Below are 21,386 nucleotides of genomic sequence, written 5' to 3'. Positions count from 1 at the left end.
TCCAGCACGGAGACGGCGAAGAGGTCGGACTCGACAGAGCCCGACCTCTTCTGACGTGCACTTTTGACTCCACGCCTAACATGCAGTAAGCGCGCGACTACACGTTGAACCGGAACTCCACCACATCCCCGTCCTGCATCACATACTCCTTGCCCTCCATCCGCGCCTTCCCCTTCGCGCGGGCCTCGGCGACCGAGCCGGTTTCGACGAGGTCGTGGAAGGAGATGACCTCGGCCTTGATGAAGCCCTTCTGGAAGTCGGTGTGGATCACACCGGCCGCCTCGGGGGCGGTCGCGCCCTTCTTGATGGTCCAGGCGCGGGTTTCCTTGGGGCCGGCGGTGAGGTAGGTCTGGAGGCCGAGGGTGTCGAAGCCGACGCGGCCGAGGGTGGCGAGGCCGGGCTCTTCCTGGCCCATGGACTGGAGGAGTTCAAGGGCCTCGTCGTCGTCGAGTTCGATCAGCTCGGACTCGATCTTGGCGTTGAGGAAGATCGCCTCGGCGGGGGCCACCAGGGCGCGCTGCTCGTTCTTGAAGTCCTCGTCGACCAGCTCGTCCTCGTCGACGTTGAAGACGTAGAGGAACGGCTTGGTGGTGAGCAGGTGCAGCTCGTGGAGGAGCGTGCCCTGCTCGGTGCCCTGGGTGATGCCCGCGGAGAAGAGGGTCTCGCCGGACTCCAGGATCTTCTGCGCGGCCTCGACCGCGGCGAGGACGGCGACCTTCTCCTTCTGGAGACGGGACTCCTTGGTCAGACGCGGGATCGCCTTCTCGACCGACTGGAGGTCGGCGAGGATCAGCTCGGTGTTGATGGTCTCGATGTCGTCCTTCGGCGAGACCTTGCCGTCCACATGGACGACGTTCTCGTCCTTGAAGGCCCGGATGACCTGGCAGATCGCATCCGACTCACGGATGTTCGCCAGGAACTTGTTCCCCAGCCCCTCGCCCTCGCTCGCGCCGCGCACGATGCCGGCGATGTCGACGAAGTCGACCGTGGCCGGGAGGATCCGCTGCGAGCCGAAGATCTTCGCCAGCGTGGCGAGGCGCGGGTCGGGGACGCCGACCACGCCGACATTGGGCTCGATGGTGGCGAACGGGTAGTTGGCCGCCAGCACGTCGTTCTTGGTCAGGGCGTTGAACAGGGTCGACTTGCCGACATTCGGCAGACCGACGATTCCGATCGTGAGCGACACGTTGGCGACTTCCTGACTGGGAGCGGTGGGAGCTGGCTGTGGGCGGCGGGAGACCGGGCGCGGGCGCCGGCCGGCAGCCGTACGGCGATCGGCCCGGACGGGGGCCGATCCCCCAGTTTACGGGCGGGGGGAAGCGGGCAGCGACGGCGTCCCGCAGTCGAACCTTTCGCCAAGGTCATCCAAAGGGCGTGTCCTGTGCCTGATTACTCCCCACTCGCCGCCTACGTTGGTGGCGTGGAGCAGCCCAGGACCCGTCCCCCTCAGAGCCGACAGCGGCCCCAGCCGCCTCTTTCGCCCCAGAGCGCTCTCGCCGAGGGCCCCGCCGTGTACGGCGTACGGCCCCCCGCGCGGCCCGTCCGCCCGGCGCCGCCGGTGGTGCTGGCGCTGCGCAGGCTGCCCAATCCCCGGCTGACGGGTCTCGGGGGCGGGCTCTTCGCCGCGGTGGCCATGCTGGTGATCGGCGCTCTGGACTGGCTGCTGCTGGACGGATCCGCGGTGGTGTACGGGGTGCTCTTCCTGCCCGTCTGCGCGCTGACCGCGCTCTGGGTGCGGGAGGCGGACATCGTCACCGCCCCCATCAGCGTGCCGATCGCCTTCGCCGCCGGGATCGTGCCGATCTCCGGCGGGGAGGGCGGGCTCGGCGGGCAGATCATGGCCGTGGTCACCTCGCTCGCCGTCCACGCGGGCTGGCTGTACGGGGGGACGCTGGTCGCGGGGCTGATCGCCTGCGTACGGAAGGTACGGCAGATGGGACGCCGCCGGCGGCGGGTACGGCCCGGTCCGCCGCCCTCCCCCGGCCGCCGCTAGGGGCCGTGCGGGCGGGCGACGGTCAGAGAAGCGTCGCCGACCCGCGAAAGCGCCTCGGCGCGGCGCGCGCCTCCCGGCGGTGAGGACGGCCGGGCCCCGGGGCCGGGAGCCGGCCGCCCCGGGCCGGGAGGCCGCTCACTCCCCGTCTCCCGCCGACGCCATCGCCGCGCCCACGATCCCCGCGTTGTTCTGCAGCTCCGCCGGGACGATCTCCGCCCGGATCCCCTCCAGATGCGGGATGAACTTGTCCGCCTTGCGGCTCACCCCGCCGCCGATGATGAACAGCTCGGGCGAGAAGAGCATCTCCACATGGGCCAGATACTTCTCCAGCCGCCGCGACCAGTGGTGCCAGCTGAGGTCCTCGTCCTCCTTGGCCTTGGTGGAGGCGTGCTTCTCCGCCTCGCGGCCGTGCAGCTCCAGATGGCCCAGCTCGGTGTTGGGCACGAGCCGCCCGTCGATGAAGACCGCGCTGCCGATGCCCGTACCGAGGGTCAGCAGCATCACCGTGCCCTTGCGGCCCCGGCCGGCCCCGAAGGTCATCTCCGCGACGCCCGCCGCGTCCGCGTCGTTCAGCAGGGTGACCCGGGCCCCGTCGAGCCGGTCGCTCAGCAGCTTGGCGGCGTCCCGGTCGACCCAGCCCTTGTCGACATTGGCCGCGGTACGGGTGACACCGCCCGTCACCACGCCGGGGAAGGTGATGCCGACCGGACCGGACCAGTCGAAGTGCCGAACCACCTCGGCGACGCCGTCCGCCACCGCGTCCGGCGTCGCCGGATGCGGTGTCAGCACCTTGTGGCGCTCCTGAGCCAGTTCGCCGCGCTCCAGATCCACGGGAGCGCCCTTGATGCCCGAGCCGCCGATGTCCACTCCGAAGACGTTCATGGACCCAACGTTAAGGGCAGCTCCCGACTGTTACTTGTCGGACGCCCCGGATGTCCCGGACCCGGACGCGCCGGCTCCGGAGGCCCCCGCCTGCGCCATCAGCGCGGCCGCCTCGGCGCGCAGATCGCGGCGCAGCTCCTTGGGCAGTGAGAAGGTGATCGTCTCCTCGGCGGCCTTCACCAGCTCGACGTCCTCGAAACCTCGCTTGGACAGCCATTCCAGGACGTCTTCGACCAGGACGTCCGGTACGGAGGCGCCCGAGGTCAGACCGACCGTGGAGACGCCCTCCAGCCAGGCCTCGTCGATCTCGTCGGCGAAGTCGACCAGATGGGCGGCGCGCGCGCCGGCCCCGAGGGCGACCTCGACCAGGCGGACGGAGTTGGAGGAGTTCTTCGAGCCGACGACGATGACCAGCTCGGCGGCGGCCCCCATCTGCTTCACGGCGATCTGCCGGTTGGAGGTGGCGTAGCAGATGTCGTCGCTCGGCGGGGAGATCAGCTGCGGGAACTTCTCCTTCAGCCGGTCGACGGTCTCCATCGTCTCGTCCACGGAGAGGGTGGTCTGGGAGAGCCAGACGACCTTGGACTCGTCGCGGACCTCGATCTGGGCCACGTCGTCGGGGCCGTCGACCAGGGTGATGTGGTCGGGGGCCTCGCCGGAGGTGCCGATGACCTCCTCGTGGCCGTCGTGGCCGATCAGCAGGATGTCGTAGTCGTCGGCCGCGAACCGGACGGCCTCCTTGTGCACCTTGGTGACCAGGGGGCAGGTGGCGTCGATGGTGGCCAGATTGCGCTGCGCGGCCTCGTCGTGGACGACGGGGGCGACGCCGTGCGCGGAGAACATGACGATGGATCCCTCGGGGACCTCCGCCGTCTCCTCGACGAAGATCGCGCCCTTTCGCTCCAGCGTCTGGACGACGTACTTGTTGTGAACGATCTCGTGGCGGACGTAGACCGGCGAGCCGTACTGCTCCAGGGCCTTCTCGACGGCGATCACGGCGCGATCCACACCCGCGCAGTAGCCACGGGGGGCGGCGAGGAGGACGCGGCGGGCAGGAGTCGTAGCAGTCATGCCCCCCATCGTAAGGCCGCTCAGAACAGGCGGGATATCACCGCCCGGGGGAAGACTTGGGGACGGACGCGACGGAGGGAGGCCCGGATGGCCGCGGGTACGGACGGGTCCGGGCCGCTCGACGGCACGGCCGAGGGCGCCGGCGGGCTTCGGCGGACCCTCGGATTTCGCGATCTTGTGGTGTACGGGCTGCTGTTCATCGCCCCCATGGCGCCGGTCGGGGTCTTCGGCGCGCTCGACGCGAAGTCGCACGGCGCGGTCGCGCTGGTGTACGCGGTGGCCACCGTCGCCATGGCCTTCACCGCGCTCAGCTACGCGCAGATGGTGCGGGTCGCGCCGCAGGCCGGATCGGTCTTCACCTACGCGCGCAAGGCGCTGGGCGAGGGGCCCGGCTTCATCGCCGGATGGATGGCGCTGCTCGACTATCTCCTGATTCCGGCCGTGGCGTATCTGTTCTCGGGGATCGCGATGGAGGCGCTGGTCCCGCAGGTGGACCGGTGGGTGTGGACGGGGATCGCCGTCGTGGTGACCACGCTGCTGAATCTGTGGGGGGTGCGGGCGGCGGCCCGGGTCGGTTTCGCGGTGCTGGCGATGGAGATCGTGGTGCTGCTGGTGTTCGTGGTGTCGGCGGTGGTGGTGCTGGTCCAGGACGGCGCGAGCCGGGACTGGCTCTCGCCGCTCGTCGGCGACACCGCGTTCTCGATGACGGCCGTCTTCGGCGCGGTGTCGATCGCGGTGCTGTCGTATCTGGGCTTCGACGCGATCGCCTCCTTCGCGGAGGAGGTGACCGGGGGTTCGCGGAAGGTCGCCCGGGCGGTGCTGTTCTGTCTGGCGCTCGCGGGGGTGCTCTTCTTCGTACAGACCTATCTGGCGGCGCTGCTGGCACCGGTTTCGTCGGCGGAGCTGGCGGCGGATCCGTCCCGGCAGGGGGCGGCGTTCTACGACGCGGTGGACGTGTCGGTCGGGTCCTGGCTGCACGACTTGATCGCGGTGAGCAAGGCGATCGGCGCGGCGTTCGCGGCGCTGGCGGGGCAGGCGGCGGCGGGCCGGCTGCTCTTCGCGATGGCGCGCGAGCGACGGCTGCCGCGCGCGCTGGCCCGGACGGACCGGGGTACGCCCCGGGTCGCGCTGCTGCTGGCGGCGGCGGTGAACCTGGTGGCGGCGGTGTGGGCGGCGCGGCGGGCGGACGGTCTGAGCCATCTGGTGTCGGTGGTGGACATCGGGGCGCTGACGGCGTTCGTCCTGCTGCACGCGAGCGTGATCGGCTGGTTCGTGGTCCGCCGGATGGAGGGGCCGCCGCACTGGCTGCGGCATCTGGTGGCCCCGGCGCTGGGCGCGGCGATCCTGATCGCGGTGATCGTGGAGGCCTCCGGCACCTCGCAGGTGGTGGGCGTGGTGTGGCTGGGCGTGGGGCTGGTGGTGCTCGCGTTGCTGTGGGGCCGCTCGGCACGCCCAGGGGACACCGGGGGGCCCGGGGGCGGCAGGGGGCCCGGGGGCGTCACGGGACGGCCGGGCGGTACGGAATCGGACGGCGGGGGTACGGGACGGCCGGGCGGGAGCGAAGGGCCCGGGGACGAAGGGCCCGGGAGCGGTACGGGGCCGGGCGGCGGGGCGGGGCGCTGAGCGCCGGGGATTGTCCGAGCGGGCCGTTACGCTCGCCCGTATGGCTCTCAACACGTCCCCCGAAGCCCCTCTCCCCGTCGGCGAGGTGTCCCGGCTGATCGGCGGGTGGATCGACCGGCTCGGGGCGGTCTGGGTGGAGGGGCAGATCACCCAGCTGTCGCGGCGGCCCGGCCAGGGCGTGGTCTTTCTGACCCTGCGGGATCCGTCGCACGACATCTCGGTGGGCGTCACCTGCTACCGGCAGGTGTTCGACGCCGTCGCCGACATCGTGACCGAGGGCGCCAGGGTCGTGGTGCACGCCAAGCCCGAGTGGTACGCGCCCCGGGGCCAGCTCTCGCTGCGGGCCGTGGAGATACGGCCGGTCGGGATCGGCGAGCTGCTCGCCCGGCTGGAGCAGCTGAAGCGGCGGCTCGGCTCCGAGGGGCTCTTCGCCGCCGACCGGAAGAAGCCCCTCCCCTTCCTGCCGCACCGGGTGGGTCTGGTCTGCGGCCGGGCCTCCGCCGCCGAGCGGGACGTCCTGGAGAACGCGCGGCGGCGCTGGCCCGCCGTCCGCTTCGAGGTGCGCAATGTCGCCGTCCAGGGTGTGCACGCGGTCAGTCAGGTGGTCCGGGCCGTGCGGGAGCTGGACGAGCTGGACGAGGTCGAGGTGATCGTCGTGGCGCGGGGCGGCGGCAGCGTGGAGGATCTGCTGCCGTTCTCGGACGAGCGGCTGATCCGCGCCGTGTCCGAGTGCCGGACGCCCGTCGTCTCGGCGATCGGGCACGAGCCGGACGCCCCGCTGCTGGACCTGGTCGCCGATCTGCGGGCCTCGACGCCGACGGACGCCGCGAAGAAGGTCGTCCCGGACGTGGGCGAGGAGCTGGAGCGGGTGCGCCGGCTCCGGGACCGCTCCCTGCGGACGGTCCGGGCGCTGCTGGACCGGGAGGAGCGCGGGCTGGTCCACGCGCTGTCCCGGCCGTCGATGGAGCGTCCGCACCGGATGGTCGACGAGCGGGAGGCGGAGACCGACGCGCTGCTGGCCCGCAGCCGGCGGGTGCTGGGGCATCTGCTGGACCGTGCCGAGTCGGAGCTGGCGCACACTCGGGCGCGGGTGGTCTCGCTCTCCCCCGCGGCGACCCTGGAGCGGGGTTACGCGGTGCTCCAGCGCGCGGACGGCGCGGTGGTGCGCTCGGCCGCCGAGGTGGCGGCGGGCGACGCGCTGCGGGCCCGGGTCTCGGAGGGCGAGCTGACGGTGCGGGTGACGGAGTGAGCCGCCCGCCCGCCGCCCCGCGCCCATGAGCCCGGTCCGCACCCTGGGCCCACGGGCCCGCGCCCGCCCGTACGCACCGCCCGCGCGTCGCACACGTACACACGCACGCTTCACCCCCAGCAAGAGGAATGGATCGCATGACCGCCACAACGGATGACAACGCCCTCGGGTACGAGCAGGCCAGGGACGAGCTGATCGACGTCGTGCGCCGGCTGGAGGCGGGCGGCACGACGCTGGAGGAGTCGCTCGCCCTCTGGGAGCGCGGCGAGGAGCTGGCCAGGATCTGCCGTCACTGGCTGGAGGGCGCGCGGGCCCGGCTGGACGCGGCGCTGAGGGCTCCGGAGGAGGACGGCCGGACGGGCGGCGGAGAGCCGGGCACGGAGGGCGACGACGAGAGCGCGGGATGAGGTGAGGCCAGGTCAGCGAGGTTCTCGGGCACCCGGGCGGGTGTGAGTCGCCTCACCGTCGCGAGTTGGTTGAAATTTAACCTACTGCGTTACGGTTGCACCCGGTCGTACGCCCACACCGCCCCGAAAGGCACGCCAGCATGCCCCTCGTCCTTGACCCCGCCGCGCAGGATCTCCTCTTCCGCGAGGCCCGTACCGCCAACACGTTCACCGCCGACCCGGTGACCGACGAGCAGGTTCAGGCGATCTACGACCTCGTCAAGTTCGGGCCGACGGCCTTCAACCAGAACCCGATGCGGGTCGTCCTGGTGCGCTCCCCCGAGGCCCGTGAGCGGCTGGTGCCGCACATGTCCGAGGGCAACCGGGCCAAGACCGGCACCGCCCCGCTCGTCGCGATCCTCGCCGCGGACAATGAGTTCCACGAGGAGCTGCCCCGGCTGATGCCGCACTTCCCGCAGGCCAAGGACGTCTTCTTCGCGGAGCGCCCGACCCGCGAGTCGAACGCCAGCCTGAACGCGGCGCTCCAGGCCGCCTACTTCATCGTCGGCGTCCGCGCCGCCGGTCTGGCCGCGGGCCCGATGACGGGCTTCGACTTCGCCGGCGTCCAGAAGGAGTTCCTGGACGACGACCACACCCCGCTGATGATCGTCAACATCGGCCGGCCGGGCGAGGACGCCTCCTTCCCGCGCTCCCCGCGCCTGGACTACGACGACGTGGTCACCACCGTCTGACCGCCGCCCGGGACGACGCACAGGGCCGCCGCACCCCTGCCGGGTGCGGCGGCCCTGTGTCATGCCGGTCCGGAAGTCCGGGGTCTATGCCTTGGGGGCCGGCGCGGAGGGCTTCGGCTGCGGCTTCGACTCCAGCGAGGCCGCCATCTCCGCCAGCCGGGCCGACGACGCCGTCCCGGTCACGACCGTGATCGAGCCCTCGTTCTCGCGCACCAGGGCGTTGTACTTCTCGCCCTCCCAGCGCTGCCAGGTCTCGCCGCCGATCCGCTGCGTCCTGCCGGTGTTCTCGGCGTGGTGGGTGACCTTCGGGATGAACTTGCCCCGGGCCTCCGTGGACTGCTCGACCGCCACGTACTGCCGGTCCGGGTCGAGGAACCCGAGGTGCCAGGCGTCGCCCTCGTGCCCCTTGTACGAGACGGAGGTCGCCTTCCACTCCTCGGGCAGCCCCTGGGGGGCGAGGATCGGATAGGGCGCGGCCCGCTGCGCCGTCACCTGCTCGACGCGGTAGTCGACCCGCTTGAGCGGATCGCCCTCGTCGTCGTTCGGAAGAAATAGGTAGATCACTCCGACGACGCCCCCGATGGCCACCATCGAAAGAATCATGTCGCGGATCGTCTGTCTGCCTCGCATACCTGCCACGCCCCCATCGTCGCATCCGGGATGCTCGCTCAAACGTGGGCCCCACTGCTCATTCTGCTGATGGGCGGATAATGTGTCTTCCTGGGGGCTCCCCCGGAAACCTCCATAAAACCCTCATTCCGGCCGTCGCCGTACAGAAAGGTGCGCTCCGATGACCGAGCACATGCCGTCCCAGCTGGAGGTCTCGCCCGAGGCTCCCGACCGCAACCTCGCCCTGGAGCTGGTCCGGGTCACCGAGGCCGCCGCCATGGCCGCCGGCCGCTGGGCGGGGCGCGGCGACAAGAACGGCGCCGACGGCGCGGCCGTGAAGGCCATGCGCACCCTCGTCCACACCGTCTCGATGAACGGCGTGGTCGTCATCGGCGAGGGCGAGAAGGACGAGGCGCCGATGCTCTTCAACGGCGAGCACATCGGCGACGGCACCGGCGCCGAGTGCGACATCGCCGTCGACCCGATCGACGGCACCACGCTGGCGGCCAAGGGCATGCCCAACGCGATCGCCGTGCTGGCCGCCGCCGACCGGGGCGCGATGTTCGACCCGTCGGCGGTGTTCTACATGGACAAGCTGGTCACCGGCCCGGAGGCGGCCGACTTCGTCGACATCAACGCGCCCGTCTCGGTCAACATCCGCCGGGTCGCCAAGGCCAAGCGCTCCGCGCCCGAGGACGTCACCGTCGTCATCCTGGACCGGCCGCGCCACGAGTCGATCGTCAAGGAGATCCGCGAGACCGGCGCCCGGATCAAGTTCATCTCCGACGGCGATGTGGCCGGCGCGATCATGGCCGTGCGCGAGGGCACCGGCGTCGATCTGCTGATGGGCGTCGGCGGCACCCCCGAGGGGATCATCACCGCCTGCGCGATCAAGTGCCTCGGCGGCACGATCCAGGGCAAGCTCTGGCCCAAGGACGCGGCCGAGCGGCAGCGGGCGCTGGACGCGGGCCACGACCTGGACCGGGTGCTGTTCACCGACGATCTGGTCCGCGGGGACAACGTCTTCTTCGTCGCGACCGGCATCACCGACGGCGAACTGCTGCGCGGGGTGCGCTATGGCGGCGAGACCGCCACCACGCAGTCCCTGGTGATGCGCTCCAAGTCGGGCACCATCCGGCAGATCGACTCCACGCACCGGCTGTCGAAGCTGCGCGCCTACAGCCAGATCGACTTCGACCGGGCGCAGTAGCCCCGGGAGCGCCCGCGCGGGAAACCGGGGGCGCACGGAGAAGCGCACGCGCGCGGAAGGCGCGTACGAGCACACGCACACAGAAAGGGGTCGCCCAGTGCGGTGGGCGACCCCTGGCCGGAGATCCGGCTCAGGCCGCGGACCGGTCCTTCTTCACATCGACGTCGCGCCGCCTGCGCCGCGCCAGCACCACCCTGCGCTCGGCCGCCGTCAGCCCGCCCCACACTCCGTACGGCTCCGGCTGGAGCAGCGCGTGCTCCCGGCACTCGACCATCACGGGGCAGCGGGCACAGACCCGTTTAGCGGCCTCCTCACGGGACAGCCGTGCGGCTGTCGGCTCCTTGGAGGGGGCGAAGAACAGTCCGGCCTCGTCCCGACGGCACACCGCCTCCGCGTGCCAGGGTCCGTCCTGGTCTTCCCTCGCAGGGACCCGCTGAGGCGGCACAGCGGTGACCTGCAAGGACTGGTACGGCAGTTGCAGCACGGTCTACTCCTGACGACGGCTTCGCGAGCGAGAGACGATGCAGCTCTCCCTACCCGCTGTACGCACTCCTATGCACTGAGTGGCGCACCCGTCGGGGGCGCGAAACCACGCGCGGGCGCGCGCGGCCGAAAAGCGGTCCCGGGAGCGGGGCCGTCAGCCCAGGTATTTGCGCAGGCGGCGCTGAAGATCGGAGACACGGTGTCCACGCCGGGGTCTGGCCTCGACATTTCCGAAAACCGAGTACCCGTTCACGACCACCACCGGCGCGTCCGGCTGGGTCGACTCCAGGGTGCTGACCTCGAAGTTTCCGAAGACGCCGCTGCCGCTGCCGCGCAGGGTGATGTTCTCGGGGACCCGCACCTCGACGTTGCCGAAGATCGAGGTGGCGTCGATCACCGTCAGCCGCTGCTCGAACAGCGCCTGGGTGAGGTCGATCTCGATGTTCCCGAAGATCGCGAAGGCGCTCGTCCGGGGGCCGATCCGCCAGCGCCCCTTGCGGGTCGAGGAGGAGAAGACCGCGATCACCTTCTCGGCGGGGCTGCCGTCGCCACCGATCCCGTGGCCCTGGACGTCGGCCGCGGCGTCCCGGCGGGTCGCCGGCAGGTCCCGGACGATCGGCTGCAGCTCGCCCACGGTCTTGGCGCGGTAGACGGCGTCGATCCGCTCGGAGTGCTCCTCGGGGTCGATCCGGCCCTCGGCCAGGGCGTCCCGGAGGATGTCGGCGATCCGGTCACGGTCGGCGTCGGACGCGCGGATGGCGTCGGAGGCACGAGAGGGGGCGGCGCCGGGCTCAGAGGGGACGACAGGCTTCTGGGGCTGCTTTTCGAGGTCCACGGAGCCAGGGTAGCGAAACGCGATAGATCGCGACCAGGGGCAACACCGCGCGGCGGCCCCCGAGGGTCCGGCTCCAGTGAGCCTTACCTCACCGAAAACGCCCGCCGGGCGCGCTCTACGCTGGGAGCCGCGCCGCTGTCCGTCAAGTCTGCCGAGTGAGGAATGGCCGCAATGCCAGAGTTTACGTACTCAGATCTGCTCCCCCTGGGAGAAGACACCACGCCCTACCGGCTGGTGACCGCCGAAGGCGTTTCCGTCATCGAGGCCGACGGCCGTACGTTCCTCAAGGTCGAGCCGGAGGCGCTGCGCACGCTCGCCGCCGAGGCGATGCACGACATCTCGCACTATCTGCGGCCGGCGCACCTCGCGCAGCTGCGGCGGATCGTGGACGACCCGGACGCCTCCGCCAATGACAAGTTCGTGGCGCTCGACCTGCTGAAGAACGCGAACATCGCGGCGGCCGGGGTGCTGCCCATGTGCCAGGACACCGGCACGGCGATCGTGATGGGCAAGCGCGGGCAGAACGTGCTGACGGCGGGCGGCGACGAGAAGGCGCTCTCGCACGGCATCCACGACGCGTACACGAAGCTGAATCTGCGCTACTCGCAGATGGCCCCTCTCACCATGTGGGAGGAGAAGAACACCGGCTCCAACCTGCCCGCGCAGATCGAGCTGTACGCGACCGACGGCGGCGCCTACAAGTTCCTCTTCATGGCCAAGGGCGGCGGCTCGGCGAACAAGTCGTTCCTCTACCAGGAGACCAAGGCGGTCCTCAACGAGGCTTCCATGATGAAGTTCCTCGAGGAGAAGATCCGCTCGCTGGGGACGGCCGCGTGCCCCCCGTACCATCTGGCGATCGTGGTCGGCGGCACCTCGGCGGAGTTCGCGCTCAAGACCGCGAAGTACGCCTCCGCGCACTATCTGGACGAGCTGCCCTCCGAGGGCTCCCCCACCGGGCACGGCTTCCGGGACAAGGAGCTGGAGGAGAAGGTCTTCGAGCTGACGCAGCGGATCGGCATCGGCGCGCAGTTCGGCGGCAAGTACTTCTGTCACGACGTACGGGTGGTGCGGCTGCCGAGGCACGGGGCCTCGCTGCCGGTGGCGATCGCGGTGTCGTGTTCGGCCGACCGCCAGGCGGTCGCGAAGATCACCGCCGAGGGCGTCTTCCTGGAGCAGCTGGAGAAGGACCCCGCGCGGTTCCTCCCCGACACGACGGACGAGCACCTCGACGACGCCGACGTGGTCCGGATCGACCTCAACCGGCCGATGGACGAGGTGCTGGCGGAGCTGACCAAGTACCCGGTGAAGACCCGGCTCTCGCTGACCGGTCCGCTGGTGGTGGCGCGGGACATCGCCCACGCCAAGATCAAGGAGCGGCTCGACGCGGGCGAGGAGATGCCGCAGTACCTGAAGGACCACCCGGTGTACTACGCCGGGCCCGCGAAGACCCCGGAGGGCTATGCCTCGGGTTCGTTCGGACCCACGACGGCGGGCCGGATGGACTCGTACGTGGAGCAGTTCCAGGCCGCCGGCGGGTCGAAGGTGATGCTGGCGAAGGGGAACCGGTCGCGGCAGGTGACGGAGGCGTGCGGGGCGCACGGGGGGTTCTATCTGGGGTCGATCGGGGGGCCGGCGGCGCGGCTGGCGCAGGACTGCATCAAGAAGGTGGAGGTCGTGGAGTACGAGGAGCTGGGGATGGAGGCGGTCTGGCGGATCGAGGTGGAGGACTTCCCCGCGTTCGTCGTCGTCGACGACAAGGGCAACGACTTCTTCACCGAGCCCGCGCCCGCGCCCACCTTCACCTCGATCCCGGTACGGGGGCCGGGGCTCGGCTAGCGGTACGGGGCCGGGGCTCGGGCCCACGGCCCCCGGGCGGGGCCTGGGCCTCGGCACCGCGTTGGGCCCGGTCGCCGCCCGGGCCGAGGTCGCGGGCGGCGGCGCGGCGCTGGGCTTCGCGGGCGCATGCGGTGCGCATGCGGTGCGGCTCGGGCGCACGCGGTGAGCCCCGCGCCTGTCGGCCACGCCCCCGCACCACCCGGGCCCCGGTCGGGGACCAGCCCCCGAACCCCCGCGCCTCAAACGCCGGCGAGGCTGGATTTATCCAGCAAGCACGGCGAAAACACACCCACGCCAGCCACCACCAGCCCGCCCGGCGATTGAGGGCACACCCGCACCACCCCGGCCCCCGCCGGGAACCAGCCCCCGAACCCCCGCGCCTCAAACGCCGGCGAGGCTGGATTTACCCAGCACGCACGGCGAAAGCACACCCACGCCAGCCACCACCAGCCCGCCCGGCGATTGAGGGCACACCCGCACCCCCCGGGCCCCCGTCGGGAACCAGCCCCCGCGCCTCAGACGCCGGCGAGGCTGGATTTACCCAGTCCGAGCAAACCCAGCCCGCCCGGCGATTGAGGGCATACCCGCGCCACAGCGCACCTGAGCCGAACAGCCCCGCCGGGGACCGGCCCCCCGGGCCTCGGAAGCCGGCAGGGCTGAAGCGGGAGGGCCGGTCAGGGGCGGGGTGGGGTGGGGTCAGGACCAGTGTTGGGAGGGGGTGTCGGCGCAGGGCTGGAGGCGGAGGGGGGCGCGGGGGGAGGGGAGGGTGAGGCAGAGGGAGGGGGCGGAGGCGGGGCGGAGGGTGTCGCCGGTGCGGACGAAGCGCTGGTTGGCCGCGCCCGAGCAGTCCCAGAGGATGAGCGCCGCCCCGGCCCGGTAATCGGCGCCCGGCACGTCGAGACAGCGGTCCTGGCTCAGCTCCGTGTGGATCGACCCCCGGCCGGGGTCGTGCCACCAGCCCTGGTTGCGGCCGCCGTGACACTCCCAGCCGCCCACCGCGGCGCCCTGGCGCGTCACCGAGCCCGGCACGTCCGCGCACGCGCCCGTACCGGCGTTGCGCAGCGGGCCGAAGAGGTCGTCCCACGCCCCGGCCACCAGCTCCGGCCGGCCCGTCGAGGCCACGTCCGCGCAGCTCGCCTCGCGCAGTCCGGAGGCGTACAGCTGGGTGAGGCAGGACGCGAAGGCCCCGTGGCCGCGCGCGTTCGGGTGGAAGGACTGGCGGACCGAGTTCTCGTCCGGCGGGAAGTGGCCGAGGTCGATGTAGAGCCCGCGCGCCCAGGTGTTGTCCGAGCAGACCTCGTGCCCGTGGAAGAGCCGCGAGTTGTCGAGATAGACCGCCCCGGCGGCGGCCGCCGCCCGGCGTATCCCGCGCTCGAAGACCGGGACCGCGGTGTTCCGTCCCCAGGCGGCGTCGGAGTCGTAGGCCGCGCCGCCGCAGATCAGCTTGCCCGGGAACTTGGGATTGTCGCGGAAGTCCGGTCCGATCGGGCTCGGGTAGCCCATCACGACCAGCCGGTAGTCGCCGTCCGCGTACCCCGCGTCCCTCATGACGGTGCGCAGATCGCGGATCGTCCCCTCGACCTTGGGGACCAGCCGGTCCACCCGGGCCTGCCAGCCGGGGGCGTACTTCGGCTCGCAGGGGCCCTGGACGGTGACGTAACGGGTGACGCAGTCGGTCATGACGGGGGCGAATTCGAGGTCGTCGTTGGCCCCGGCGACCAGCAGGATCATCTTGAGGCGGGTGTTCCGCGCGGCGACGGCGAGGCTGTCGCTCTGGACCGGCTCGTCGGCGTACTGCCTGGTCCCGCCGATGCGGATGTTGGTGGTGTTCGCGCCGGAGCAGGCGGCGTTGTAGGTGACGTCGGCGGCGATCCCGGTGCGGTGGACGGCCGCGTCCGGCGAGCGGTGGCACCAGTTGGCGGGGCCGTCGGTGCCGGGCTCGTAGGAGCCGATGCCCTCGCCGGAGATCTCGCTGTCGCCCAGCGAGATCAGCCCGGTGCGGCGCTCGGCGAGGGGGCGCTCGGCGGGGTTCCCGTAGAGCCTGACGGCCTCGGCCGCCCGGACGGCCTCCAGCTCGGGCGGGAGCGGTACGGAGGCGCTTCGCGCGGGCGGCGCGGGATCGGCGGCTGCCGGGGTCGGGGCCGCCGCCCCGAGAAGCCCGGCGGCCAGCGCGGCGACGGCCGCGGTCGTCCGGCGGAGCCGGTGTCGGGTACGGGTACCGGTACGGGTCATCGTGCCTCCACGACGTTGGGGTTACCCCAGGTATTTACTGGCCGGTAGCTCGAATGGGAATAGCCTCGACACGATCAGTGCTCACGCTTGGAGCGGGGCGGGACCCCGCCGAACCCAGCCAGGAGGCAGCGCAGCCATGACCGAAGCAGGCGACGACCACCGCATCGAGCACGACTCCATGGGCGAGGTGCGGGTCCCCGCGCACGCCAAGTGGCGGGCCCAGACCCAGCGGGCCGTGGAGAACTTCCCCGTGTCGGGACAGCGGCTGGAGCGGTCCCACATCGAGGCGCTCGCCCGGATCAAGGGCGCCGCCGCCCGTGTCAACGCGGAGCTGGGCGTCGTCGACAAGGACATCGCGGACGCCGTCGCCGACGCCGCCGAGGAGGTCGCCGAGGGCCGCTGGGACGACCACTTCCCGGTGGACGTCTTCCAGACCGGCTCGGGCACCTCGTCCAACATGAACACCAACGAGGTGCTGGCCACCCTCGCCACCGAGCGGCTGGGCCGGCCGGTCCACCCCAACGACCATGTGAACGCCTCGCAGTCGTCCAACGACGTCTTCCCCTCCTCCATCCACATCGCCGCCACCGCCGCCGTGACCGCCGATCTGATCCCGGCGCTGGAGCATCTGGCCGAGGCGCTGGAGCGCAAGGCGACCGAGTTCGCCGAGGTGGTCAAGTCCGGGCGGACCCATCTGATGGACGCCACCCCCGTCACCCTCGGCCAGGAGTTCGGCGGCTACGCGGCACAGATCCGGTACGGGGTCGAGCGGCTGCGCTCCTCCCTGCCCCGCCTCGCCGAACTCCCGCTGGGCGGCACGGCGGTCGGCACCGGCATCAACACCCCGCCCGGGTTCTCCGCCGCCGTCATCGCCGAGGTCGCCCGTACCACCGGGCTGCCGCTGACCGAGGCCCGCGACCACTTCGAGGCCCAGGGCGCGCGGGACGCGCTGGTGGAGACCTCCGGCCAGCTGCGGACCGTCGCCGTCTCCCTGACGAAGATCTCCAACGATCTCCGCTGGATGGCGAGCGGCCCGCGCACCGGACTCGCGGAGATCAATCTGCCCGACCTCCAGCCCGGGTCCTCGATCATGCCCGGCAAGGTCAACCCGGTGATCCCCGAGGCCGTGCTGATGGTCGCCGCCCAGGTGACCGGCAACGACACCACCGTCGCCGTCGCCGGAGCCGCCGGGAACTTCGAGCTGAACGTGATGCTCCCGGTGATGGCGAAGAATCTGCTGGAGTCGATCCGGCTGCTGGCCGCCGCCTCCCGGCTGCTCGCGGACCGCACCGTCGACGGCGTCACCGCCAACGTCGAACGGGCCCGGGAGTACGCCGAGTCCTCGCCGTCCGTGGTCACCCCGCTCAACAAGTACATCGGGTACGAGGAGGCCGCCAAGGTCGCCAAGAGGTCCCTCGCCGAGCGGAGGACGATCCGCGAAGTCGTCCTGGAGGCGGGCTATGTGGAGCGCGGGGACCTCACCCTGGAGCAGCTCGACGAGGCCCTCGACGTCCTGCGGATGACGCGCCCGTGATCCGGATCGCTGCGCGAACGGGCGGGTACTCCTAAAATCTGCTCATGACAGGCACGGATCGCACCGCACGCTGGAGCCCCGGGGAGCACATCCTCTGGCGCTATCGCGGCCATGCCCCGGACCGCTCGGGGCGTGAACACGTGGACATCTGCCGTCCCGTGACCGTCGTCCAGGACACCGAGGAGATACTCGCGGTCTGGATGGCGCCGGGCACGGAGTGCGTCAAACCGGTCCTCGCGGACGGCACCCCCGTCCACCAGCAGCCGCTGGCCACCCGCTACACGGCCCCCCGCACGGTCGTGCGGGACCGCTGGTTCGGCACGGGGGTGCTCAAGCTCGCCCGGCCCGGGGACCCGTGGTCGGTCTGGCTGTTCTGGGACTCGGGCTGGCAGTTCAGGAGCTGGTACGTCAACCTGGAGGAGCCCCGTACCCGATGGGCTGGCGGAGTGGACTCCGAGGATCACTTTCTGGACATCTCGGTCTACCCGGACCGCAGTTGGGTCTGGCGGGACGAGGACGAGTTCGAGCAGGCGCAGCGGGTCGGGCTGATGGGCCCGGAGAAGGCCCGGCGGGTGCGGGACGCCGGGCGGGCGGCCCTCGCGGCCGTCAAGGCCTGGGACAGTCCCTTCTCGGACGGCTGGGAGGAGTGGCGGCCCGATCCCGGCTGGCGGGTGCCCGAGCTGCCCGAGGACTGGAGCCGCGTCCCGGCCCGGCTGGCGTCGTGAGGGCCGCCCTCCGCCGCCCGGACGGACGCGGCGGGCGCCGCGCCCCGCGCAAGATGTCCGACTCCCGTCGGGGAAGACGCTCCGGCGTATACGGCGTCGTGAGACTCTTGATACGCCCCCTGGGGGCAAACGTAGGATCGTCGTCCGCAGGGCTGCGCTGTTCGGCAGGTGTTCGGTAATCATTGAGCGCAGCACCGGACCTGACCGTAAGTCATCTCGAGTCACTTCTAGGGGGTGGAGCCGTGCCGGATGCCCGCCACCCTGGCGACGCCACCCGTAGAGCGGGTACACCGCCTCATGAGGCGTTCGCATCGCACACCCGGCCCAGACGGACGGAAGCCCACGCGTGACGGAGCAGCCCACCTCCCACGAAGGCCGGCAGCCCTTGGCTGCCCGGCCGCAGGAACGCACCCGGCCCCGGGCGGAGGCGGCCGGCGCCACGGCCGTGCCCGGGCCGGCCGTCCCCGCGCCCAACGGGCCGCCGCAGGATCTCCAGGACCTCGCGGCGACGGCCCGGCGCGAGGGGGACAGACTGCGTTTCGTCGGCGCCGCGACCCGTCGGATCGCCCGCGGGATAGACCTGGACGAGATCGTGCTGGGGCTCTGCCGGGCGACCGTGCCGACGTTCTCCGACGCGATCCTGGTCTATCTGCGCGATCCCCTGCCGGTGGGCGACGAGCGCCCGGTCTCCCCGTTCGTGCTACGGCTGCGCCGGACGGACCGGCTGCGTTTAGCCGAAGACATCGCCGACTTCGGCGCCACGTCCCCCGTCCCCGTCATCGATCCCCACAATGACCTCACTCCGGCCGCCGAGCTGTGCGAGGTGCACTCCGGCGGGGCGCTGTCGGAGGTGCTGCGGGGGGTGCGGCCGGTCTTCGGCGACTCCGCGGCGGCCCGGGCCGCGCTGCCCGAGCTGCTCGGCGCGGACCGTACGGTGCCCAACGGCCATCGCGCGATACTCGCCCCGCTGCGCGGCCGCCGGCGGGTGATCGGGGCCGCCGTCTTCCTGCGGCGGCCGGACCGGCCCGCCTTCGAGCCGAACGATCTGCTGGTCGCCGCCCAGCTGGCGACCCACACCGCGCTCGGCATCGACAAGGCGGTGCTGTACGGCCGGGAGGCGTACATCGCGGACGAGCTGCAGCGAACCATGCTGCCGGACTCGCTGCCGCAGCCGACCGGGGTCCGGCTGGCCTCGCGCTATCTGCCCGCGGCCGAGACCGCGCGGGTGGGCGGGGACTGGTACGACGCGATCCCGCTGCCCGGCAGCCGGGTGGCGCTGGTCGTCGGCGACGTCATGGGCCACTCGATGACCTCGGCGGCGATCATGGGCCAGCTGCGGACCACGGCCCAGACCCTGGCCGGTCTGGATCTGCCGCCGCAGGAGGTCCTGCACCATCTGGACGAGCAGGCCCAGCGGCTCGGCACGGACCGGATGGCGACCTGCATGTACGCGGTGTACGACCCGGTGTCGCACCGGATCACCATCGCCAACGCGGGCCATCCGCCGCCGGTGCTGCTGCATCTGGGCGGGCGGGCCGAGGTGCTGCGGGTGCCGCCCGGAGCGCCGATCGGGGTCGGCGGGGTGGACTTCGAGGCGGTGGAGCTGGACGCTCCGGCGGGCGCGACGCTGCTGCTGTACACGGACGGGCTGGTGGAGTCGCGGCTGCGGGACGTGTGGACCGGGATCGAGCAGTTGCGGGAGCGGCTCGCCGCCACCGCCCAGCTGACCGGTCCGGACCACTCGCCGCCGCTGGAGGCGCTCTGCGACGATGTGCTCGACATGCTCGGCCCGGGTGACCGGGACGACGACATCGCGCTGCTCGCGGCCCGTTTCGACGGGATCGCGCCCAGTGATGTCGCCTACTGGTTCCTGGAGCCGGAGGACGCCGCTCCGGGCCGGGCCCGGCGGCTCGCCCGCAGGGCGCTCTCCCGGTGGGGTCTGGAGGAGCTGAGCGACGCGGTGGAGCTGCTGGTCAGCGAGGTGGTGACCAATGCCGTGCGGTACGCGGAGCGGCCGGTGACCCTGCGGCTGCTGCGGACGGACGTGCTGCGGTGCGAGGTCGGCGACGACTCCCCGCAGCTGCCCCGGCAGCGGAAGGCGCGGGACACGGACGAGGGCGGGCGCGGGCTCTTCCTGGTGAACCGGCTGGCCCGGCGGTGGGGGGCGACCCGGCTCTCCAGCGGCAAGGTCGTCTGGTTCGAGCTGCCGACCCGTCCCTAGCGGGACGGGAGGCGCGGTCCTGAGGGCCCGGCGCCCGGCTTCCTCCACGGGAGCCGGGCGCCGGGCCCTCAGCCGTACGCGGCCGGTCGCGGGGGCCGGGCCGCTCTGGTGCCGGGTGCCGGGTGCCGGGAAATGTTGCCGACAACGTGTCGGCGGCGTTGACTGGGGTACACGGCGAAAGCGACCGCACCCTCATCCCCCATGGACGGGAGGACGCTCGTGACCGAGTCATCCCCCAAGGCTCCGTACACGACCAACAACGCCGGGATCCCGGTGGAGAGCGACGAGCACTCGCTCACCGTCAGCCCCGACGGCCCGATTCTGCTCCACGACCACTATGTGATCGAGAAGATGGCCCAGTTCAACCGTGAACGGGTCCCGGAGCGGGTGGTGCACGCCAAGGGCGCGGGCGGGTACGGCTTCTTCGAGGTCACCCAGGACGTCAGCCAGTACACCAAGGCCGATCTCTTCCAGCCGGGCAGGCGCACCGACATGCTGGCCCGCTTCTCCACGGTCGCCGGCGAACAGGGCTCGCCGGACACCTGGCGGGACCCGCGCGGCTTCGCGCTGAAGTTCTACACCGAGCACGGCAACTACGACATGGTCGGCAATGACACGCCGATCTTCTTCGTCCGCGACCCGCAGAAGTTCCAGGACTTCATCCGCTCCCAGAAGCGCCACCCGGCCACCGGGCTGCGCAACAACGAGATGCAGTGGGACTTCTGGACCCTCTCCCCCGAGACGGCGCACCAGGTCACCTGGCTGATGGGCGACCGGGGCATCCCGAAGTCGTACCGCTTCATGAACGGCTACAGCTCGCACACCTATATGTGGGTGAACGGCGGCGGTGAGCGGTTCTGGGTGAAGTACCACTTCAAGACCGACCAGGGGATCGACTACCTCACCCAGGCGGAGGCCGACGAGCTGGCCGGGCACGACGCGGACCGGCACCGCCGGGATCTGTACGAGGCGATCGAGTCGGGCGACGCGCCGAGCTGGAGCCTCAAGGTGCAGATCATGCCCTTCGAGGACGCGCCGGACTACCGGTTCAACCCCTTCGATCTGACCAAGGTGTGGCCGCACGGCGACTACCCGCTGATCGACGTGGGCCGGTTCACGCTGAACGAGAACCCGGAGGACTACTTCGTCCATATCGAGCAGGCCGCCTTCGAGCCCTCGAATCTGGTGCCGGGCATCGGCCCCTCGCCGGACAAGATGCTGCTGGGCCGGCTGTTCTCGTACCCGGACGCGCACCGGTACCGGATCGGCACGAACTACGCCCAGCTGCCGCCGAACCGGCCGCGCTCGGGAGTGAACTCGTACGCCAAGGACGGTTCGATGCGCTACGTGCCGTCGAACGCGTCGATGCCGTACGCGCCGAACTCCTTCGGCGGCCCGGCGGCCGATGTGGCGCAGTTCGGCGAGCCGGCGGGCTGGGCCAGCGCGGGCGAGATGGTGCGCGAGGCGTACACGCTGCACTCCGAGGACGACGACTGGGGTCAGGCGGGCACGCTGGTGCGCGAGGTGATGGACGACGCGGCGCGGGACCGGCTGGTGTCGAATGTCGCCGGTCATCTGAGCCAGGGCGTCTCCCGGCCGATCCTGGAGCGGGCGTTCCAGTACTGGCGCAATGTCGACAAGAAGACCGGTGACCGGATCGCCAAGCAGGTGGACGGCGGCTGACCGTCCCGGACGGCGAACACGCCCGTGGCCCCCGCCGAGAAGCGGGGGCCACGGGCGTCGTC

The 21,386-nt window shown here is 71.6% G+C and carries 18 protein-coding genes; 11 read left to right on the top strand and 7 right to left on the bottom strand.

The window, feature by feature from the left end; all coding sequences use genetic code 11:
• Positions 1-97 precede the first annotated feature (97 nt).
• Positions 98-1,186: a redox-regulated ATPase YchF gene (ychF, locus tag ACF089_RS12950; RefSeq protein WP_392025478.1), complete on the bottom strand. Its 1,089-nt coding sequence runs from the start codon at positions 1,184-1,186 to the stop codon at positions 98-100.
• A gap of 234 nt (positions 1,187-1,420) precedes the next feature.
• On the opposite strand from ychF, the gene ACF089_RS12945 reads away from it, so the two are divergent.
• The gene (locus ACF089_RS12945; protein ID WP_392025477.1) at positions 1,421-1,993 is read left to right on the top strand and encodes a DUF6542 domain-containing protein; all 573 of its coding nucleotides are present in this window, start codon (positions 1,421-1,423) and stop codon (positions 1,991-1,993) included.
• A gap of 135 nt (positions 1,994-2,128) precedes the next feature.
• Here ACF089_RS12945 and ppgK read toward each other — a convergent pair whose 3' ends face one another.
• Together ppgK and ACF089_RS12935 are read right to left on the bottom strand one after the other, a co-directional pair.
• The gene (gene ppgK, locus ACF089_RS12940; protein WP_392025475.1) at positions 2,129-2,875 is read right to left on the bottom strand and encodes a polyphosphate--glucose phosphotransferase; all 747 of its coding nucleotides are present in this window, start codon (positions 2,873-2,875) and stop codon (positions 2,129-2,131) included.
• A gap of 30 nt (positions 2,876-2,905) precedes the next feature.
• Positions 2,906-3,955 carry a 4-hydroxy-3-methylbut-2-enyl diphosphate reductase gene (locus ACF089_RS12935; protein ID WP_392025474.1) on the bottom strand — a complete coding sequence of 350 codons (1,050 nt, stop codon included), beginning with the start codon at positions 3,953-3,955 and terminating at the stop codon, positions 2,906-2,908.
• Positions 3,956-4,033: 78 nt separating this feature from the next.
• Between ACF089_RS12935 and ACF089_RS12930 the strand changes: the two genes are divergently transcribed.
• The 4 genes from ACF089_RS12930 (at position 4,034) to ACF089_RS12915 (ending at position 7,956) form a co-directional block, all read left to right on the top strand.
• Complete coding sequence (locus tag ACF089_RS12930; RefSeq protein WP_392025472.1) at positions 4,034-5,569, top strand: APC family permease; 1,536 nt, start codon at positions 4,034-4,036, stop codon at positions 5,567-5,569.
• Positions 5,570-5,609: 40 nt separating this feature from the next.
• Positions 5,610-6,818, top strand: coding sequence for an exodeoxyribonuclease VII large subunit (gene xseA / locus ACF089_RS12925; RefSeq protein WP_392025471.1), 1,209 nt, complete (start codon positions 5,610-5,612; stop codon positions 6,816-6,818).
• 137 nt (positions 6,819-6,955) lie between these two features.
• Positions 6,956-7,225, top strand: coding sequence for an exodeoxyribonuclease VII small subunit (locus tag ACF089_RS12920; RefSeq protein ID WP_392025469.1), 270 nt, complete (start codon positions 6,956-6,958; stop codon positions 7,223-7,225).
• A gap of 140 nt (positions 7,226-7,365) precedes the next feature.
• The gene (locus ACF089_RS12915) at positions 7,366-7,956 is read left to right on the top strand and encodes a malonic semialdehyde reductase (protein WP_392025467.1); all 591 of its coding nucleotides are present in this window, start codon (positions 7,366-7,368) and stop codon (positions 7,954-7,956) included.
• An 84-nt stretch (positions 7,957-8,040) separates the two neighbouring features.
• Here the strand turns inward: ACF089_RS12915 and ACF089_RS12910 are convergent, their stop codons facing one another.
• Entirely contained in the window at positions 8,041-8,595 is a 555-nt protein-coding gene (locus tag ACF089_RS12910) for a DUF4245 domain-containing protein (RefSeq protein WP_392025465.1), read from the bottom strand.
• A gap of 151 nt (positions 8,596-8,746) precedes the next feature.
• Here ACF089_RS12910 and glpX point away from each other — a divergent pair, with 151 nt between their 5' ends.
• Positions 8,747-9,775, top strand: a complete 1,029-nt coding sequence (gene glpX, locus ACF089_RS12905) for a class II fructose-bisphosphatase (protein WP_392025463.1) — start codon at positions 8,747-8,749, stop codon at positions 9,773-9,775.
• A gap of 130 nt (positions 9,776-9,905) precedes the next feature.
• Here the strand turns inward: glpX and ACF089_RS12900 are convergent, their stop codons facing one another.
• Positions 9,906-10,259, bottom strand: coding sequence for a WhiB family transcriptional regulator (locus ACF089_RS12900; protein ID WP_392025461.1), 354 nt, complete (start codon positions 10,257-10,259; stop codon positions 9,906-9,908).
• 153 nt (positions 10,260-10,412) lie between these two features.
• A complete protein-coding gene (locus tag ACF089_RS12895) occupies positions 10,413-11,093 on the bottom strand; it encodes a DUF1707 domain-containing protein (RefSeq protein ID WP_392025460.1) in 681 nt (226 codons plus the stop codon).
• A 171-nt stretch (positions 11,094-11,264) separates the two neighbouring features.
• Between ACF089_RS12895 and ACF089_RS12890 the strand changes: the two genes are divergently transcribed.
• Positions 11,265-12,929 (top strand): fumarate hydratase, encoded by a 1,665-nt coding sequence (locus tag ACF089_RS12890; protein ID WP_392025458.1) that lies wholly within the window; start codon positions 11,265-11,267, stop codon positions 12,927-12,929.
• Between the two features lie 696 nt (positions 12,930-13,625).
• Here ACF089_RS12890 and ACF089_RS12885 read toward each other — a convergent pair.
• Complete coding sequence (locus tag ACF089_RS12885; RefSeq protein ID WP_392025457.1) at positions 13,626-15,161, bottom strand: ricin-type beta-trefoil lectin domain protein; 1,536 nt, start codon at positions 15,159-15,161, stop codon at positions 13,626-13,628.
• A 136-nt stretch (positions 15,162-15,297) separates the two neighbouring features.
• Between ACF089_RS12885 and ACF089_RS12880 the strand changes: the two genes are divergently transcribed.
• From ACF089_RS12880 to ACF089_RS12865, 4 genes are all read left to right on the top strand, one after another.
• Entirely contained in the window at positions 15,298-16,695 is a 1,398-nt protein-coding gene (locus tag ACF089_RS12880) for a class II fumarate hydratase (RefSeq protein WP_392025455.1), read from the top strand.
• 44 nt (positions 16,696-16,739) lie between these two features.
• On the top strand, positions 16,740-17,420 hold the full coding sequence (locus tag ACF089_RS12875) for a DUF402 domain-containing protein (RefSeq protein ID WP_392025454.1): 681 nt from the start codon (positions 16,740-16,742) through the stop codon (positions 17,418-17,420).
• Positions 17,421-17,766: 346 nt separating this feature from the next.
• Entirely contained in the window at positions 17,767-19,641 is a 1,875-nt protein-coding gene (locus tag ACF089_RS12870; RefSeq protein ID WP_392025452.1) for a SpoIIE family protein phosphatase, read from the top strand.
• A gap of 201 nt (positions 19,642-19,842) precedes the next feature.
• A complete protein-coding gene (locus ACF089_RS12865) occupies positions 19,843-21,324 on the top strand; it encodes a catalase (protein WP_392025450.1) in 1,482 nt (493 codons plus the stop codon).
• Positions 21,325-21,386: the final 62 nt, after the last annotated feature.

This window comes from Streptomyces sp. NPDC014894 (genome assembly GCF_043080985.1).
Lineage (GTDB): Bacteria > Actinomycetota > Actinomycetes > Streptomycetales > Streptomycetaceae > Streptomyces.
This window is presented reverse-complemented; position numbering and strand designations above follow the sequence as displayed.

Coding starts and splice junctions, on each gene's coding strand:
- ACF089_RS12930 (WP_392025472.1), top strand. CDS start 4,034: ATGGCCGCGGGTACGGACGGGTCCGGGCCGCTCGACGGCACGGCCGAG.
- ACF089_RS12935 (WP_392025474.1), bottom strand. CDS start 3,955: ATGGGGGGCATGACTGCTACGACTCCTGCCCGCCGCGTCCTCCTCGCC.
- ACF089_RS12885 (WP_392025457.1), bottom strand. CDS start 15,161: ATGACCCGTACCGGTACCCGTACCCGACACCGGCTCCGCCGGACGACC.
- ACF089_RS12880 (WP_392025455.1), top strand. CDS start 15,298: ATGACCGAAGCAGGCGACGACCACCGCATCGAGCACGACTCCATGGGC.
- ACF089_RS12865 (WP_392025450.1), top strand. CDS start 19,843: ATGGACGGGAGGACGCTCGTGACCGAGTCATCCCCCAAGGCTCCGTAC.
- ACF089_RS12920 (WP_392025469.1), top strand. CDS start 6,956: ATGACCGCCACAACGGATGACAACGCCCTCGGGTACGAGCAGGCCAGG.
- ACF089_RS12875 (WP_392025454.1), top strand. CDS start 16,740: ATGACAGGCACGGATCGCACCGCACGCTGGAGCCCCGGGGAGCACATC.
- ppgK (WP_392025475.1), bottom strand. CDS start 2,875: ATGAACGTCTTCGGAGTGGACATCGGCGGCTCGGGCATCAAGGGCGCT.
- ACF089_RS12890 (WP_392025458.1), top strand. CDS start 11,265: ATGCCAGAGTTTACGTACTCAGATCTGCTCCCCCTGGGAGAAGACACC.
- xseA (WP_392025471.1), top strand. CDS start 5,610: ATGGCTCTCAACACGTCCCCCGAAGCCCCTCTCCCCGTCGGCGAGGTG.
- glpX (WP_392025463.1), top strand. CDS start 8,747: ATGACCGAGCACATGCCGTCCCAGCTGGAGGTCTCGCCCGAGGCTCCC.
- ACF089_RS12915 (WP_392025467.1), top strand. CDS start 7,366: ATGCCCCTCGTCCTTGACCCCGCCGCGCAGGATCTCCTCTTCCGCGAG.